Origin of the sequence: Streptosporangium sp. NPDC020145 (assembly GCF_040631275.1) — a bacterium.
In the GTDB taxonomy this organism is placed as follows: Bacteria; Actinomycetota; Actinomycetes; order Streptosporangiales; family Streptosporangiaceae; genus Streptosporangium.
In genome coordinates this window covers 118,838-133,750 of record NZ_JBEXZT010000016.1, presented here as the reverse complement: position 1 = coordinate 133,750, position 14,913 = coordinate 118,838, and the positions used below count along the sequence as shown (strand labels likewise).

Annotated in this window: 16 protein-coding genes; 14 read left to right on the top strand and 2 right to left on the bottom strand. The window is 72.5% G+C overall.

Features of this window, described 5'->3' with window-relative positions:
* Positions 1 to 146 precede the first annotated feature (146 nt).
* Both ABZ463_RS26570 and ABZ463_RS26565 read right to left on the bottom strand, forming a co-directional pair.
* Positions 147 to 1,235 carry a DUF6745 domain-containing protein gene (locus ABZ463_RS26570; protein WP_362780070.1) on the bottom strand — a complete coding sequence of 363 codons (1,089 nt, stop codon included), beginning with the start codon at positions 1,233 to 1,235 and terminating at the stop codon, positions 147 to 149.
* Positions 1,236 to 1,514: 279 nt separating this feature from the next.
* Positions 1,515 to 2,093 (bottom strand): TetR/AcrR family transcriptional regulator, encoded by a 579-nt coding sequence (locus tag ABZ463_RS26565; protein WP_362780067.1) that lies wholly within the window; start codon positions 2,091 to 2,093, stop codon positions 1,515 to 1,517.
* Positions 2,094 to 2,635: 542 nt separating this feature from the next.
* Between ABZ463_RS26565 and lanL the strand changes: the two genes are divergently transcribed.
* The 14 genes from lanL to ABZ463_RS26495 all read left to right on the top strand — a co-directional run bounded on the left by lanL (position 2,636) and on the right by ABZ463_RS26495 (position 14,908).
* Complete coding sequence (gene lanL / locus ABZ463_RS26560; RefSeq protein ID WP_362780114.1) at positions 2,636 to 5,479, top strand: class IV lanthionine synthetase LanL; 2,844 nt, start codon at positions 2,636 to 2,638, stop codon at positions 5,477 to 5,479.
* On the top strand, positions 5,476 to 7,299 hold the full coding sequence (locus ABZ463_RS26555) for a prolyl oligopeptidase family serine peptidase (RefSeq protein ID WP_362780064.1): 1,824 nt from the start codon (positions 5,476 to 5,478) through the stop codon (positions 7,297 to 7,299). The genes lanL and ABZ463_RS26555 overlap by 4 nt, the downstream gene beginning before the upstream one ends.
* A gap of 146 nt (positions 7,300 to 7,445) precedes the next feature.
* A complete protein-coding gene (locus ABZ463_RS26550) occupies positions 7,446 to 7,574 on the top strand; it encodes an ALQxL family class IV lanthipeptide (protein WP_362780061.1) in 129 nt (42 codons plus the stop codon).
* A 56-nt stretch (positions 7,575 to 7,630) separates the two neighbouring features.
* A complete protein-coding gene (locus ABZ463_RS26545) occupies positions 7,631 to 7,762 on the top strand; it encodes an ALQxL family class IV lanthipeptide (RefSeq protein ID WP_362780059.1) in 132 nt (43 codons plus the stop codon).
* 56 nt (positions 7,763 to 7,818) lie between these two features.
* Positions 7,819 to 7,938 (top strand): ALQxL family class IV lanthipeptide, encoded by a 120-nt coding sequence (locus ABZ463_RS26540; RefSeq protein ID WP_362780057.1) that lies wholly within the window; start codon positions 7,819 to 7,821, stop codon positions 7,936 to 7,938.
* Between the two features lie 185 nt (positions 7,939 to 8,123).
* Entirely contained in the window at positions 8,124 to 8,246 is a 123-nt protein-coding gene (locus ABZ463_RS26535) for an ALQxL family class IV lanthipeptide (protein ID WP_352015646.1), read from the top strand.
* A gap of 84 nt (positions 8,247 to 8,330) precedes the next feature.
* Complete coding sequence (locus tag ABZ463_RS26530) at positions 8,331 to 8,456, top strand: ALQxL family class IV lanthipeptide (protein WP_352015647.1); 126 nt, start codon at positions 8,331 to 8,333, stop codon at positions 8,454 to 8,456.
* A gap of 151 nt (positions 8,457 to 8,607) precedes the next feature.
* Positions 8,608 to 8,748 (top strand): ALQxL family class IV lanthipeptide, encoded by a 141-nt coding sequence (locus tag ABZ463_RS26525; protein WP_362780055.1) that lies wholly within the window; start codon positions 8,608 to 8,610, stop codon positions 8,746 to 8,748.
* A 173-nt stretch (positions 8,749 to 8,921) separates the two neighbouring features.
* A complete protein-coding gene (locus tag ABZ463_RS26520) occupies positions 8,922 to 9,050 on the top strand; it encodes a hypothetical protein (RefSeq protein ID WP_362780053.1) in 129 nt (42 codons plus the stop codon).
* A gap of 189 nt (positions 9,051 to 9,239) precedes the next feature.
* Positions 9,240 to 11,045, top strand: coding sequence for an ABC transporter ATP-binding protein (locus ABZ463_RS26515; RefSeq protein ID WP_362780050.1), 1,806 nt, complete (start codon positions 9,240 to 9,242; stop codon positions 11,043 to 11,045).
* Positions 11,027 to 12,922 (top strand): ATP-binding cassette domain-containing protein, encoded by a 1,896-nt coding sequence (locus tag ABZ463_RS26510; protein ID WP_362780048.1) that lies wholly within the window; start codon positions 11,027 to 11,029, stop codon positions 12,920 to 12,922. The genes ABZ463_RS26515 and ABZ463_RS26510 overlap by 19 nt, the downstream gene beginning before the upstream one ends.
* Positions 12,923 to 12,993: 71 nt before the next feature.
* On the top strand, positions 12,994 to 14,046 hold the full coding sequence (locus ABZ463_RS26505) for a radical SAM protein (RefSeq protein WP_352015652.1): 1,053 nt from the start codon (positions 12,994 to 12,996) through the stop codon (positions 14,044 to 14,046).
* 194 nt (positions 14,047 to 14,240) lie between these two features.
* Positions 14,241 to 14,486 carry a hypothetical protein gene (locus ABZ463_RS26500; RefSeq protein WP_352015653.1) on the top strand — a complete coding sequence of 82 codons (246 nt, stop codon included), beginning with the start codon at positions 14,241 to 14,243 and terminating at the stop codon, positions 14,484 to 14,486.
* A complete protein-coding gene (locus ABZ463_RS26495) occupies positions 14,483 to 14,908 on the top strand; it encodes a PIN domain-containing protein (protein ID WP_362780044.1) in 426 nt (141 codons plus the stop codon). Before ABZ463_RS26500 ends, ABZ463_RS26495 begins: the two co-directional genes overlap by 4 nt.
* The last annotated feature ends 5 nt before the right edge of the window (positions 14,909 to 14,913 follow it).

Here is a 14,913-nt window from a genome sequence, read left to right as displayed (position 1 = left end):
CCCATAACTCCGTTATGAGCTCCTCCTCCGCCTTGCGGGGCATCCACCTGGACGATCCTCGCCACGGCGAAGATCCACAAAACAGGTCCTAGGAGGGCGGGCGTACGGCAGGGCGGCCTCTCCCGTCTGACGAGGTCGTGGTCCCGTCAGGAGAGCCGGGGGTGATCCCACTCGGAGGCCTCCAGCGGGGTGGCCGTCTCCACGGGGACGACCAGCCCGGCCCTCCCGCGCGACCCGCCGGGGCTCGTGGGGTCGCCGACGCGCAGCAGGACCCGGGCGGGCTCCCCCAGAACCTCCTCGGGCACCTCGTACAGGGCGAGGGTCAGGGCCGGGTCGCGGGGGTCCTCCGCCGAGGCGACCAGCGGCAGTCCGGTCTCGGCGACGTAGCGGTCCCAGCCGAGGGACTCGATGGCGCACCTGCGGACCTCGGCGTCCTTCTCCGTCGCGATGGCCTCGCAGTTCGGGGCCTCGATCACCCACTTCGGAACGCGGGTGCCGTGCCAGGCGTAGAGCGTGTGCCCGTCGGGCCAGGAGAGCGCGGGCCCGTTCTCGCAGTGGAGCCGCAGGTCGCCGTCACGCCGGATCGCGACGGGACGTCCGGACATGACGACCGCGCCGGCCAGGGGGATCCACCAGCCGAGCCTGCGGGTCACCTCCGCCAGCGCGTCCAGGCGTTCGTCGGATCCCGCCCCGGCCACACGCAGGGCGGAGGTGTAGAACGCGATCCAGTAGGCGTCCCTCCAGATGTCCTTGGCCCCCCACACGTACCTGGACGGATCGGATCCGGCCCGGTCGCCCAACTGGCTCAGGAGCTGCCCCCGTAACTGGGCGCGGAGCTGCCCCCACAGCGGCTCCCAGAGCCGGGCGCGGAGCTGACATCGGAGCCGGTCCAAGAGCCGCTGCCCGAGCCGGTCCCTGAGCCGGCCCTCCAGGCACTCCTTGAGCCGGTTCTCGAAGTGCCCACAGCGGACGATGGAGCCGCCAAGGGCGGAGACCATCGGGAAACAACCGGGTGGCGAGTCCACCCACACCTTGAGAAGGGGCGGCTCCAGGCCGACCAGCGCGTACATCTCGCGCACCGCCCGCTCCGCCTCGCCCCTGTCGACGGGGCGGGTGGACAGGCCGTCGCGCATCCACTGGTCACGGATGTCGTCGACGAGGGTCTCGTGCTCGGCGGTGAGGATGCCCTCGAAGGGGGGCAGGGGTGTGCCGCTCATCTGCAGTCGGTCATCCATCTCGGAGAGTCGCTCAGGACGATCGGTGACACCGCCGGTCCGGACTTCTCGTCGGCCGCCTCCGGACGCGTTCGCCGGGTCGAAGGAGCCGGGTGAAACACGAAGCGTGCCGGCGCTCTTCTTCGAGCGGCTCGGTCCGGAGAGGAAACCTGCGTTGTTCCGATGTCGCCAGGTTCACCGAACATTCTTGCGAGCCACTTGGAATTCGCTGGGGGACATTCTTGCGAGCCACTTGGAAGCCGCCGGTGTCAAGGAAGTCGCCGGTCAGGGCGCCGGATCTCAGTCGCGGTGCGGTGCCCGCGGTTTCAGGGGGGCGAGGTGGCGGCCGACGGCACGGGCCAGTGCCTCGACGTCACCGCCGGGCTCGGGCTGCACGTTTCCCTCGACGAGCAGGCTGGCCAGGCCGTGCATCATCGCCCATGTGGCGACGGCGGCGGTCCAGTCGGTCGAGCCGTCCGGCATGGTGGTGCCGCTCAGCCACTGGTGCCAGGCCCGGTCGCGGGCGGCCACGAAGTCGGGGTCACGGCTGTTGAGCAGGTCGGGGACGCGCATGACCGCGAAGTGGGCGGGGTGGGCGGTGGCGAAGAGGACGTAGGCGACGCCCTGCTCGACGAGTCCGCCGGTGACCCGGACCCGTTCCAGCTCGTCGGCCAGCAGGTGGTAACCCTCGACTGCGATCGCGGTGAGCAGGCCGGCCTTGTTGCGGAAATGGTGAGTGGGAGCGGCGTGGGAGACGTCCGCCCGGCGGGCGATCTCGCGAAGGCTCAGCGCGACCGGCCCGTCCTTCGTGACGGCCTCCAGCGCCGCGTCCAGCAGGGCCCGCCGCAGGTCCCCGTGATGATAGGACTGCTTACTCACGGCGATCAGCCTACCGGGGCCGCCTGAACGCCGTAATGCCCCCCTCAGGGCTGCGGACCTGCTCAATCATCGGCCGGGCGGCCGCCCCGGGTCCCGGTTCTCGCGGGAACCCCACGACGCGGGCCGCCTCCGGGATCACGGCTTCGCCGGTCCCGTTCGGCTCCCTTCGGCGGCCGGAGAAGAACCGGGACGAGGGCCGCGTGGCCCGCCGTGCCGGACGGCTCGCCGTACGGGCTCGGGGCCGGGCGGACATCGGCCCCGGAATGACCCACCTCAATCTTGCCGTTGCCAAGATTGAATCCGCGTCGTATCTTGTCGATGTCAAGTTCGGCATCGGGGGGCCGGCCGGCAGGGGTGGTGCCGGCGGATCCCACGACGGCCTCGGCCGGGGGCCGGCCTGCTCAAACGGTGGTCTCGACAGGCCGGTGAGCGGACCGGTGCCGACGCCGCTCACCCGGAGCCGAACCCGGACGGTGAGCGGTTCGCGTCCGTCGTGGACGGCGCGGACCAAGATCGAGCGAAGACGATGGGGAAACGTGGACATGCAGGCTGTCAACGGGGGAAACCGGTTCGATGAGGACCGTCACGTCCTGCTGGACGTCGCCACGGCGGCGCTGGCGAGGGCCGTGAGCGGACCGGGTGACGCGGAACCACGGGCGGAAGGAGGGGTCGTCCCGGGCTGGGAGATCCAGCAGGGCTCTCCCTGGACCTACGTGACACCGCAGGACGCGGCCACCCGCCCGCAGGGCTGGAAACTCCACGTCTCGGCGACGCCGCTGTCGGCGCCGCTGGTGCTGACGCGGGTGGTGGAGGTGCTGGCCCGTCACCGCTGCTCGTTCAAGTTCGCCGCCACGCTCACGGAACTGAGCGGACTCGTCTCCCGCGACCAGAACCGCGGGTCGATGGGCAAGTTCGTCACGGTCTACCCGCCCGACGACGAGGCCGCCGTGGCGATCGCCGAGGAACTGCACACCGCCACGTACGGTCTGCCGGGCCCGCCGATCCTGTCCGACCGCGCCTACCGGCCCGGCAGCCTGGTGCACTACCGCTTCGGGGTGTTCTCCGCCCTCAGCGAGCTCGACAACGACGGCACCTACGCCTCCCGGCTGACCGCCCCCGACGGCACCCCGGTGACCGACGAACGCAACGCCTGGTACTCCCCGCCCGCGTGGGCGCCCTGCCCCTTCGAGTCGGGACAGGCGACGGTCAGGACCACCGCGCCCGAGGCGGTCCTGCTGGCGGACCGGTTCGTGGTGCGCCAGGCCCTCCGGCACAGCGCCAAGGGCGGGGTGTTCCTGGCGGAGGACCGCACCGACGGCGGCATGGTCGTGATCAAGCAGGCCCGCCCGCATCTCGGCGCCTCGATCGACGGACGCGACGAACGCGATCTGCTGCGTCACGAGGCCCGCATGCTGGAACTGTTCGGGCCGCTGGGGGTCACCGCACGCAAGGCGGCGCTGTTCGAGACCGGCGGCAACCTGTTCCTCGCGCAGGAGCACCTCACCGGGACCCCGCTCAGCGCCTGGGTCAACGAGCGGCGCCCTTCCCTGCCCGACGCGGAGTGGCGCAAGACGGTGGTCGGCCTGGCGCAGAGGATGACGGCGCTGGTCTCGACGGTCCACGAACAGGGATACGTGCTGCGCGACCTGACGCCGAACAACGTCATGGTCCTCCCCGACGACGAGTGCCTGCTGATCGACCTGGAGATGGCCGCTGTGCCCGGCACGCCGGTCGGCCGGGCCTACACACCCGGTTACGCCCCGCCCGAGCAGGTGCGGGCCGCCCACTACGGCCCCGCGCCCGATGCCACGGTCGACCTGTTCGCGCTGGGAACGACCCTGTTCTTCCTGGCCACCGGCTGCCAGCCGTCGGTTCCCGAGGACCTGTCCCCCGAGGTCAGGCCGTGGGAGTCCCGGCTGCGCACGCTGCTGAGCGTGGTGACCGCCGACGACGCGACGGCGACCGCGCTGGCGCCGATGATCCTGGGACTGATGAGGGAGGAGCCCTCCCTGCGCTGGGACCTGACCCGGGTGCGGGCGTTCCTGGACGAGTTGGCCGACGGGACCGGGCCGTCTCCCTCCGCGGGGGGCGCCTACCGCCTGAGCGTGGCCGACCAGGATCGTCTGCTCGGGGACGGGCTCGCCCACGTCCTGCGGACGATATCGCCGTCCGGACCCGGGGGCGGTGTGACGCGGCGCGGTTCCCTGTGGCCCGTCACCGGGTTCGGCATGACCGCCGACCCGTGCGCCCTGCAGTACGGCTCGGCCGGGGTGCTCACCCTGCTCGCCGCCGTGGTGGATCCCGAGCTTCCGTCGTCCTCCGAACCGGGCACGGGCGGTGACCTACTGGCGGGCTCACGCGAGGACCTGACGGCGGGGCTGCGGCAGGTGGCGGACTGGACCGTGCGCCGCCTGGCCGGTGAGCCGCGGCCCTCGCCGGGGCTGTACTTCGGCCGGGCGGGCATCGCGTGGAGCCTGTACGAGGCAGGCCGCGCGCTCGACGACGCCTCCCTGCGAGCCCAGGGGCTCGACATGGCCCGGGGCCTGCCGGACGACTGGCCGAACCCGGACATCTGTCACGGCCTCGCCGGAACGGGACTGGCCCTGCTGCACTTCTGGCACGCCACCGGTGACACCGAGTTCCGCGACAAGGCGGACAGATGCGCCGACGCCCTGCTGAAGGTGGCCCAGCGCACCCCGGAGGCCGTGCTGTGGCGCATTCCCCCGGACTTCGACTCCGCACTGGCGGGAGTGCTGCACTACGGCTTCGGCCACGGCGTGGCCGGGATCGGGGCCTACCTGCTGGCGGCGGGAACCGCGCTCGGCCGGGACGACTGCCTGGAGACCGCCGTGGCGGCGGGGGAGACCCTGCTGGCCGCGGCCATCCGCCAGGACGACGCCGCCTGGTGGGCCGAGAGCCCCGGCGGCGTGGCCCGCAAAACCCACTGGTGCAGCGGCTCCTCCGGGGTGGGAACGTTCCTGGTCCGGTTGTACGCGGCCACCGGCGAACCGCGCTTCCGTGACGCGGCCGAGGCCGCCGCGGTGGCCGTGCACTCCGGCCGCCTGCACATGGGTACGGCCGCCTGCCACGGGCTGGCCGGTGACGGGCAGTTCCTCCTGGACATGGCCGACCTGCTCGACGAGCCCGCCTACCGCGAGCGGGCCGAGGAACTGGCCGCGTGCCTGTGGGCACGCGCCATGCTCCGCGACGGGCTGCTGGTCGTGGCCGACGAGAGCGGGCACGAGGTGAGCCTCGGCTGGAACACCGGCATGGCGGGTGTTCTGGACTTCCTGCTGAGGCTGCGCCACGGCGGGCCACGCCCCTGGATGGCGGATGAGCCGAAGGGCGTTCCGGTGCCCGCGGCTGCCACGGGCCGGGCGCGATGAAACTCGGCACGACGGACGCCGGCCGTACGGCGGTCGGTCTCACGAGCGGCCTCGCGACCGGAGCCGACCGCCTTCCCGACGTCCGCCGGATCAACTTCCGCTTCTCCGGGCGCGGCCGGTACCTCGCCTGCCTGGCCGACCACGGTCACGGCCGCCTCGCCCCCGAGCTGTGGGACCTGGCCGACACCGGGCGGGAATCCCGGGAGCTGCGCGTCCGCGACGAGCAGACGCCGATGACGGTGCCGATCGCCACCGACGACGGACACCTCCTGCTCTGCCACATCGGCACCGAGGGCGTGCACCGCGTCCTGCTCGCCGTCCCCTCCCGGGACGGCGGGCGGACCGAGGAACACGAGCTGGGCACCGTCCTCGGCAACGGCCTCGGGATCGTCGCGGGGCCAGGCGGGGGAACGGCGGCCGTGGCCTTCGCGACCGGCGTCGAGCAGAGCAGGGTGCTGCGCCTGTCCGGCAGGCCCGAACCGCCCGAGCTGGTCACCGTACTGCCGGACCTGGTCGGCGGAGGGGTCTGGCTCGACGAGAACGGCACACGCCTGGCCGTCCGCTCCATGGCGGGAACGGGCACGGCGGTCCTGGACCTGGCGCGCGGCGCCCTCGAACCCCTGACCGGATTGTCCGGCGACGAGCACCTGCTGCTGGCCGCGCCCCGTACGGGTGCGCTGCTCACCGCCGCCCGGCGCGACGGCGCGTACCGGCTCGGCGTGCGACTCCTGCACGACGACAAGCCCACCGTCTTCCTCGACCGGCTGAACGCGATCGAGGGAAGCGTGACACCGCTCGCCCTGTCCCCCGACGGGCGACGGCTGGCCCTGGCGGTCACCCGCCGTGCCCGTTCCCACCTCCTGCTGCACGACCTGGTCGGGGACGTCACGGAGGAGAGCGGCCTGCCGGGCGGGACGCTGTTCCCCCTGGCGCACTGGAGCGACACCCACCTGCACCTGATCCACACCACGCCCGACCGGCCCCCCGGCCCGATCACCGTGTCCCGGCGGGCGCAACGGATCCCGTCCGCCCCCGAACCCTCCCGGCCCCGCTGGGCCGGTGCCCGCGTCCACACCTACGACGGCCCCGCCGGAGCCATCGAGGCCGTCGTGTACGGCGAGCCGGCCACCGCCGCGCAGGTCGTGATCGCCCTGCACGGCGGCCCGGAGGCGGCCTGGCAGCTCGGCTTCGACCCGCTGTTCCAGAGCCTGGCCGCCGAGGGGATCGCGGTGGTCGCCCCCAACCAGCGCGGCAGCACCGGATACGGCGCCGCCCACCGTGACGCGATCCAGGGCGCGTGGGGCGGTCCCGACCTGGACGACGTCCTCCACCTGGGACGCGCCCTGGGCGCGGTCAGAGGGCCGCTCCTGGAGCGACCGGCGCTGTACGGCGCCAGCTACGGGGCCTACCTGGCGCTGCTGGCCGCCGCCGCGCGGCCGGAGCTGTGGGCCCGCGCCGCGGTCGTCGCCCCGTTCCTGTCCGGGCGGGAGCTGTACGAGGACGGGCCCACCACGGTGCGCACGATGCTCGACCGGCTCGGCGGCCGTGAGGAGATCCACGACGACCTCGGGCCCCGCGACCTGCTGCGGCTGGCCGACCGCCTGCGAACGCCCCTGCTCATCGTCCACGGCGAACGGGACCCGATCATCCCCGTCTCCCACTCCCGGCGCCTGCGCGACCGGCTGCTCGGGAATCGCCACCACGCGGTCTATCTGGAGATCCCCGGCGCGGGCCACGACCCGCTCTCCGAGAGCGACGGGAAGGCCGTCCGCGACGGCCTCGTCGGCTTCCTGCGCACCGGGACGCCCCCGTCCGCCTAGCCGGCGTGGACGGGGCCACAGCCCCGGCCGGCCCGGGGGCTCCCACGGGCTCGCCCGGTGGAGGAACCCGGGACCGGCCGGTACGGAGGGCCGTCGTCATCGAAGGCGGCCGGCCCTGACGACCAACGAGAAAGAAGGAGAAAACGATGGAACTCGACATCACCGCTCTGGACCTGCTCCCCGCCGAGGAGGAGTCCCAGCTCTACCCGTGCCAGGTCACCTGCTACCCGCGTACCTGCGGCACCGGCCGTACCTGCCAGATCACCGAATGGTGACGTCTCCCTCGCACTGATCGGTATCAGAACCAGCGGATAAGCAGAAAGGCACCACCGTGGAACTCGACATCACGGCCCTGGACATGCTCCCCGCTCAGGAGGAGTCCCCGCTCTACCCGTGCAACAACACCTGCTCTCCGCGCACCTGCGGCACCAACAACCCCACCTGCCTGTACACCTCCGCGTGAGGTCCTCCTCGCGTCACCCGGCATCGGAATCACCGAATCAGTAGAGAGGCATCGCCATGGAACTCGACATCACGGCTCTGGACCTGCTCCCCGCCGAGGAGGCCCAGCTGAAGGACTGCCAGGTCACCTGCAGTGTCACCTGCCACGGCCGCACCTGCATGGTCACCTCGGCCTGAGGCCGTCCGTCCTCGTGTGGCCGCCGGGTGTCCGGCGTGTTCCGAGGACGGTCCTGACGGTGCCGTGCCCGGGCACCGGCCTGGGCACGGCCCCTTCCGGCGCGGTGGTGTTCACGCGACGCCACCGGAGAAGGTGCGCCTTCGCGCCGGACATCTCCCAGAGAACAGCAAGAAAGGCAGAAGCCATGGAACTCGACATCACCGCTCTGGACCTGCTCCCCGCCGAGGAGTCCCCCCTCTACGTGTGCACGGTGACCTGCGCCAGGACCTGCAGCATCGGCGGCACCTGCCGGGTCACCAGCAGCTGACGCCTCTCCTCGCTCCGAGAGAGCGGGAAAGAGGCGGGCACCCGCGGACCTTGACGGCGACCGGAGAGAAAGGAGGAGAAGGCGATGGACCTCGACGTCACGGCCCTGGACATGCTCCCCGAGAGGGAGGAGTCCCGGCTGTACCCGTGCAACCACTCCTGTGAGTACACCTACCACTGCCAGCTCAGCTGCGAGGGCACCAACCGGTGACACCTCCTCCCCAGCGGGAGGAGCGCGAGGAGAACGCGGATCTCCGAGGCGAAGGAACGTCACGGACCATCCCCGGAGTCCGCACCTCCCAGAAGGACACCGCGGGCGTGTCCACGCCCGCGGTGATTCCGACCACGGAAAGGAAGAAGACATGGAACTCGACATCACCGCTCTGGACCTGCTCCCCGCCGAGGAGGAGAGCCCCCTGTACCCGTGCCAGGTCACCTGCAGCGGCAAGTCCTGTGAGCACACCTGCACCGGTCCCACCTGCGACTGGACCAACCCCTTCTGACGTCTCCCGCGTCGGAAGGGTCCCGGGGGACGACGGCCCCGAGTGGGGCCGTCACGACCACGGTGGCCCGGACCTCCTCCGGGGCGATACGCGCCCCGGAGGAGGCACACCTGAACATCGCTCGCGAGGCGGCCAACGCCCGCGGCGACTTCCATCACAGAAAGGCAGAAGCCATGGAACTCGACATCGTCGCCCTGGACCTGCTCCCCGCCGTCGCGGAGGAGTCCCAGCTGCGGGAGTGCAGCGGCCCCACCTGCGGCATCACCTGCAAGGGCCGCACCTGCAACATGACCACCACCTGAGCACGTCCGCCTCGTGGGAGGCGCCGGAGCCCGGCGTCTCCCCGGGAGGACGGCCATGACGGCGCCGCGCCCGGTCACCGAACCGGGCGCGGCCCTTCCCGGCCGGGTGGCTCCCCAGCCGTGACGCCGCCGGAGAACCGAGAGAGGACAACGATGTCAGACCATGCGTCGGACGCGCCGGAAGAGCGAGTGACGCACAAGCACGGCGACCGGCTTCTCTGGTCGCTGACGCGTGGCGCGTGGGCGCCGCTGGCGGTGGCCACGGTGTCCGTCCTCACCTCCTCCGCCGCCGCACTGGCCCTGCCCGCCGCACTCGCCGCCGCGGTCGACGCGGTCCTGACCGGGCGGGGAACGGCGGACGCCGTGACATGGCTCGCCCTCGTCATCGCCGTCGCCACGGGCGCCGAGGTCACCGGCGCGCTGGCCGGGGTGACGGCCACCGCGTCCGCCACGTCGGCCCTGCGCTCCCGCCTCACCGCCCACGTCCTGGGACTCGACACCGTCCAGGCGCGCCGGTTCCCCACCGGGGAACTGGCCAACCGTCTGGTGAGCAACACCGCGATCTCCGGATACGTCCCGCTGACACTGCTGTACACGGTCACCGGGCTTCTCACCTCCATCGGCGGCGCCGTCGGGCTGTTCCTGATCGACTGGCGGGTCGGTCTGACCTTCCTGGCCGGTGTGCCCGTCGCGATCGTCGTCATCCGCGTGTTCGTCGCCCGGGTCTCGGGGTTGTACGACCGCTACCAGGACGCGCAGGGCCGACTGGCCGCGCGCCTCACCGACGCCCTGGCGGGCATCCGTACCGTGCGGGCCTCGGGCACCGCCGACCGCGAGATCTCCCGGGTGCTCGCCCCGCTGGCGGAGCTGTCCGCCAGCGGGCACGCCCTGTGGCGCGCCCAGGCCCGAAGTGTGTGGCAGCTCTCGCTGTTCCTGCTGCTCGTCGAGGTGCTCGTGCTCGCGGTGACCGGGCTCGGCATCGCCGACGGGCGTCTTGAGCCGGGCCGACTGCTGGCCGCGGCCGGTTACACCGCGCTGGCCCTGGCCGTCGTCGAGAGGATCGACTCGCTGATGGATCTCGCCCACGCCCGTTCCGCGGCCCGGAGGGTCGGGGAGGTGCTCGCCCTGCCCGCCCAGGTTCCCGGCTCCCGCCCGCTGCCCGAGGGCGCCGGAGCGCTCTCGTTCCGTGCCGTCACGGTGGCCGGCGACGGCCTGCCGCTCCTGGACGGCGTCGACCTGGAGATCCCCGCCGGGGCGCTGACCGCCGTCGTCGGGCGTTCCGGCGCGGGCAAGAGCACCCTCGCCCTGCTGGCGGGACGGCTGATGGACCCCGACCACGGCCAGGTGCTGCTCGACGGCCTGCCCCTCACGGAGGCCGACCCCGACGCGCTCAGGAACGCCGTCGCCTACGCCTTCGAACGCCCCGTGCTGCTGGGCGGCGACCTCCTGTCGGCCGTCGCCTACGGCCTGCCCGCCGACGCTTCCGACGTCCGCGAGGCGGCGCGCGCGGCGCACGTCGACGGCGTCGTCAGCCGCCTTCCCCAGGGGTACGGCACGCCCGCCGACACGGCCCCGCTGTCCGGCGGTGAGCTCCAGCGGCTCGGGCTGGCCCGCGCGCTGGTCAGGCGAGCCCGCCTGACCGTTCTCGACGACGCGACCTCCAGTCTCGACACGGCGACCGAGGCCCAGGTGATCCGGACCCTGACGGAGGAGATGCGCGGGCGTACCCGGCTGGTCGTCGCCCACCGCGCCACGACCGCCGCCCGCGCCGACCTGGTCGTGTGGCTGGACGACGGACGGGTGCGGGCCCGCGGTCCCCACCGGGAGCTGTGGCGGGACCCGGCCTACCGCGCCCTGTTCACCGCCGCCGCCCCGGTGCCCGGCGCCTCAGTGTCCGCCGCTCCGGCGTCCGGCGTCCCGGTGTCCGGCGCCGGCCGGGAGCCGACCGGCGGCGACCCGCTCCACGAGGAGGAACCGTGCCCGGTCCGTCCCTGACCCGCCCACGGCCCGGGCGGGACATCCCGCCGTCCGGGGCCGCCCCCGCGCAGGCCCCGCCGTACGACGGTCGTCTCACGGGGGACGGCGGGCTCCGGCTGCTGGTGTCGCTGCTGCGTCCGCGCCCGCGTCCCCTGGCGGTGGCCGCGCTCTGGTCCGTCGTCGAGGCGCTGCCGACGCTGCTGTCCGGCCTCCTCATCGCCACCGCCGTCGACCGCGGCTTCCTGGCCGGGAGCCCGGGGACCGGTCTGGCCTGGCTCGGCCTTCTCGGGCTCACGATGCTCGTCCAGGCGGCGGCCGTCCGGATGATGTTCCCCGCCCTGGCGGCGGTGGTCGAACCGCTCCGCGACGACCTGGTCACCGCCGTCGTCACCGCCGCCGTCACCCGCGCCGCGAAGAGCGCGCGGCCACCGGACGCAGCCGCCGTGACCCGCCTCACCGAACAGGTCGAGACGGTGCGAAACCTGGTCTCCGCGCTGTTGCGGAGCACCCGTGCGCTGGGTGTCTCGCTCGTCGCCGCGCTGGGCGGCCTGCTGCTCCTGTCGCCCCTGCTCGCCGCCGTCGCGGCCGTGCCCGTCACCGTGGCGCTGGTCGTCTTCGTCCGGCTGCTCCGCGTGCTCGTGGCCCGCCAGCGCGCGCTCATCCTCGCCGACGAGGAGCTCACCGGACAGGCCACCCCGATCCTGGCGGGCCTGCGCGACGTCGCCGCCTGCGGAGCGCGCCGGCAGGCCTACGCGACCGTACGGGCGGCCGTCGACACCCAGGTGGCGGCCACCCACGCCCTGGCCTGGGCCGGCCTGAGCCGTCGCCTGGTCGTCGCGCTCGGCGCGCACCTGCCGCTGCTCGCCCTGCTGCTCGCCGCCCGGCCCCTGATCGGGGACGGTCACCTGAGCGCGGGAGAGGTCGTCGGAGCGGCGACCTACCTGGCCACCGGCCTCGACCCGGCGCTGCGCGCCCTCACCGGCGTCGTCGGCGGCTGGGGCGTGACCCTCGCCGTCACCCTGCGCAGACTCGGCGAGACCATCGCCCCGCCGCCGGGACCGTCCGTCCCCGCGCCCGTCCCGCCCTCGCCGTACGGCACCGCCCCGGCGGCCGTCGCGGACGTGGAGCCGGTCGGCCACGGGCTGCGCCTGGAGAACGTGGGCTTCACCTACGCGCCCGAGGCCACACCTGTGGTGCGTCACCTGGACCTCACGATCGCCGAAGGAGAGCACCTGGCCGTCGTCGGCCCCAGCGGCATCGGCAAATCCACCCTGTCCATGCTGCTGACCGGGATTAGCCGCCCCACCGAGGGCCGGGTCCTGCTCGGCGGCCTGCCGATCGAGGCGGTCCCCGAACACCGGCTGCGGTCGTTGATGGCGCTGGTGCCGCAGGAGGCGTACGTCTTCACCGGCACCGTGGCGGAGAACCTCGCCTACCTCCGCCCCGAGGGCACGAGGGTCGCCGGCGAGAGGCTGGAGGCCGCAGCCGAGGCCGTGGGAGCCGGAGCGCTCGTCGAACGGCTCGGCGGGCTCCGGGCCACGATCGAGGAACCCGCCGCGCTCTCCGCCGGAGAACGGCAGCTCATCGCCCTGGCCCGCGTCCACGCCTCCCCGGCCAGGATCGTCGTCCTGGACGAGGCCACCTGCCATCTCGACCCGGCCGCCGAGCAGCGCGCCGAGGCGGCCTTCGCCGCCCGCGAGGGCACACTCATCGTGATCGCGCACCGCATGAGCTCAGCGGGCCGGGCCGGGCGGGTCCTGCTGATGGACGGCACCGCCGCGCTCACCGGATCACATCGGGAGCTGGCGGCCCGATCGCCCCTCTACGCCGACCTGGTCGGCCACTGGCACGGCGGTGACCCGTCGGGGCACCGGCCGCCTGAGGGCTCCCGCTGACCTTCCGCTCCGCCCGCCGCCGACGGCGGCAGGGCGGAGCCGTGCCCGCAACGACGAAAGGAACCTCTGACATGGACGACATCCTCTCCGGACCCACCGACGTCATCTGGGACGTCACCTACGCCTGCCCTCTGCGGTGCGCGCACTGCTACTCGGAGTCGGGCAGGCGTCCGGCCCGGCAGCTGAGCCACGGTGAGATGCTCCGGGTCGCCGACGCGATCGTCTCCCTGCGCCCGGAGGCGGTGGAGTTCGGCGGGGGCGAACCGCTGCTGGTCAGGGAGATCTTCGACGTCGCCGAACACATCAGGCGGGCAGGCGTCCAGGTGAACCTCTACACCGGCGGGTGGACGCTCACCGCACAGATGGCCGAGCAGGCCACCCGGGTGTTCTCCCGGATCACCGTGAGCGTCGACGGGGCCGACGCCGCCGTCCACGACCGGATCCGGGGGAGGGTGGGCTCCTTCGACCGGGCGATGAACGCCCTGGCCCTCCTCGACGACGTCTCCGGCAGGCGTGTCGCGGAGGGCGCCGACCCCGTGGAGTTCGGGATCGACTGCGCGGTCGTGCGGAGCAACCTCCACCAGACGGAGGAGTTCTGCACGGCCGTCCTGCCCCGCTTCCCGCACGTCCGGTTCCTGAACTTCGGCGCCGCCGTACCGTCCGGTCTGGCCAGCAGGGCCGATTTCGCCGAGCACGAGCTGCTCACGAACGACCAGATCCGCGCGCTGACCGGCGCCGAGCACGTCGAGCGCCTGGTGTCGGCGGCGCCGCCGTCGGTGCGGGTGTCGGCCTCGGACAACGTCATCCTCCAGATGCGTCCGGCCTTCGTCGAGCAGGGTTTCGTGATTCCCCTGATGCAGGTCGAGCCCGACGGGGAGGTGCGCGCGATGCCCATCTACGAGGGGACCGTGGGCAGCCTCCTGACGGAGGAGCCCGCCGTACTGTGGCGGCGCGCCGTCGCACGCTGGAGCGACCCGTTCGTGGCCGAAGCCCTGTCGTCGGCCCGGTCGATGGGCGACTGGGCCGAGGCCACCCGCCGTATCGACCGCCACTTCGGCTCCCAGGAGGTCCTCCTGCGCATCGACCGCCGCCCCGCCTACCCGGCCCCCGCTCTCGGGAGGTGACGGAGAATTCGGAACCGCGGGAGCGATGCAGGTCGTCGCGCAGCCGCTGACCGGGAGGCGCGTGTAAGACCGAGCCGAAGACGAAGCAGTGGGGCAAGTGACAGGAGCCGACTGAAAACTCACCGATCGCGCTGTTCGGGCACGACTTGAGCTGAGCATCCGCCTGCTGGATCCGTAAGCGTAGACTTGTGGTCATGAGCGCCGGGCATGCGTATGAGGAGCTTCACCACCTGGTGGATCGGCTGTCGCCGGACCAGGCGCGTCGGCTCCTGCGCTTGGTGAAGACAGATCCGGAGCTGGCTGAAGCGACAGAAGAGGAGCGGTCCGGCCCGGTTCGGCGTCGTCGGCTGTCGATTGCCGGAATCGGCGCGTCCGGTGAGGGCGATCTGTCGGAACGGGTCGAAGATCTGCTGGTGGAGCGGTTCAATCGCTCAGTGTGAGCGCCACACTCCTGGATACCGGCCCTTTGATCGCTGTTGTCGATCGAGACGACAAACACCATGCTTCGTGCGTACGACTCCTTGAGGAGTTGGAGGGGCCACTACTTCTGCCGTCAACGATCCTGATCGAGGCCGGATGGACGATCAACCGGCATATGGGTCCTGCCGTGCATGCGCAGTTCCTCGATCTCGTTGTCGAAGAATTCGAGCTGGTCGACCTGCTTCCCGCAGATGTACGACGCATGGCTGAACCGGTCCGGCTTTACAGGAGCGCCCGACTTGACCCGGCCGACGTGTCCGTGGTCGCCATCGCGGAACGTCTGGGCATCACCCAGGTCGCGACGATCGACCGGAGGGACTTCAGTCTGATTCGCCCTCGACATGCGTCGGCGTTCAGATTATTGCCGGAGGTGCTTGTGTGACGGCC

Bases quoted from the DNA above. Each gene is read 5' to 3' on its own strand.
- ABZ463_RS26570 (WP_362780070.1), bottom strand. From the start codon at position 1,235: ATGGATGACCGACTGCAGATGAGCGGCACACCCCTGCCCCCCTTCGAG.
- lanL (WP_362780114.1), top strand. From the start codon at position 2,636: ATGCAGGCTGTCAACGGGGGAAACCGGTTCGATGAGGACCGTCACGTC.
- ABZ463_RS26555 (WP_362780064.1), top strand. From the start codon at position 5,476: ATGAAACTCGGCACGACGGACGCCGGCCGTACGGCGGTCGGTCTCACG.
- ABZ463_RS26550 (WP_362780061.1), top strand. From the start codon at position 7,446: ATGGAACTCGACATCACCGCTCTGGACCTGCTCCCCGCCGAGGAGGAG.
- ABZ463_RS26540 (WP_362780057.1), top strand. From the start codon at position 7,819: ATGGAACTCGACATCACGGCTCTGGACCTGCTCCCCGCCGAGGAGGCC.
- ABZ463_RS26535 (WP_352015646.1), top strand. From the start codon at position 8,124: ATGGAACTCGACATCACCGCTCTGGACCTGCTCCCCGCCGAGGAGTCC.
- ABZ463_RS26530 (WP_352015647.1), top strand. From the start codon at position 8,331: ATGGACCTCGACGTCACGGCCCTGGACATGCTCCCCGAGAGGGAGGAG.
- ABZ463_RS26525 (WP_362780055.1), top strand. From the start codon at position 8,608: ATGGAACTCGACATCACCGCTCTGGACCTGCTCCCCGCCGAGGAGGAG.
- ABZ463_RS26520 (WP_362780053.1), top strand. From the start codon at position 8,922: ATGGAACTCGACATCGTCGCCCTGGACCTGCTCCCCGCCGTCGCGGAG.
- ABZ463_RS26505 (WP_352015652.1), top strand. From the start codon at position 12,994: ATGGACGACATCCTCTCCGGACCCACCGACGTCATCTGGGACGTCACC.
- ABZ463_RS26500 (WP_352015653.1), top strand. From the start codon at position 14,241: ATGAGCGCCGGGCATGCGTATGAGGAGCTTCACCACCTGGTGGATCGG.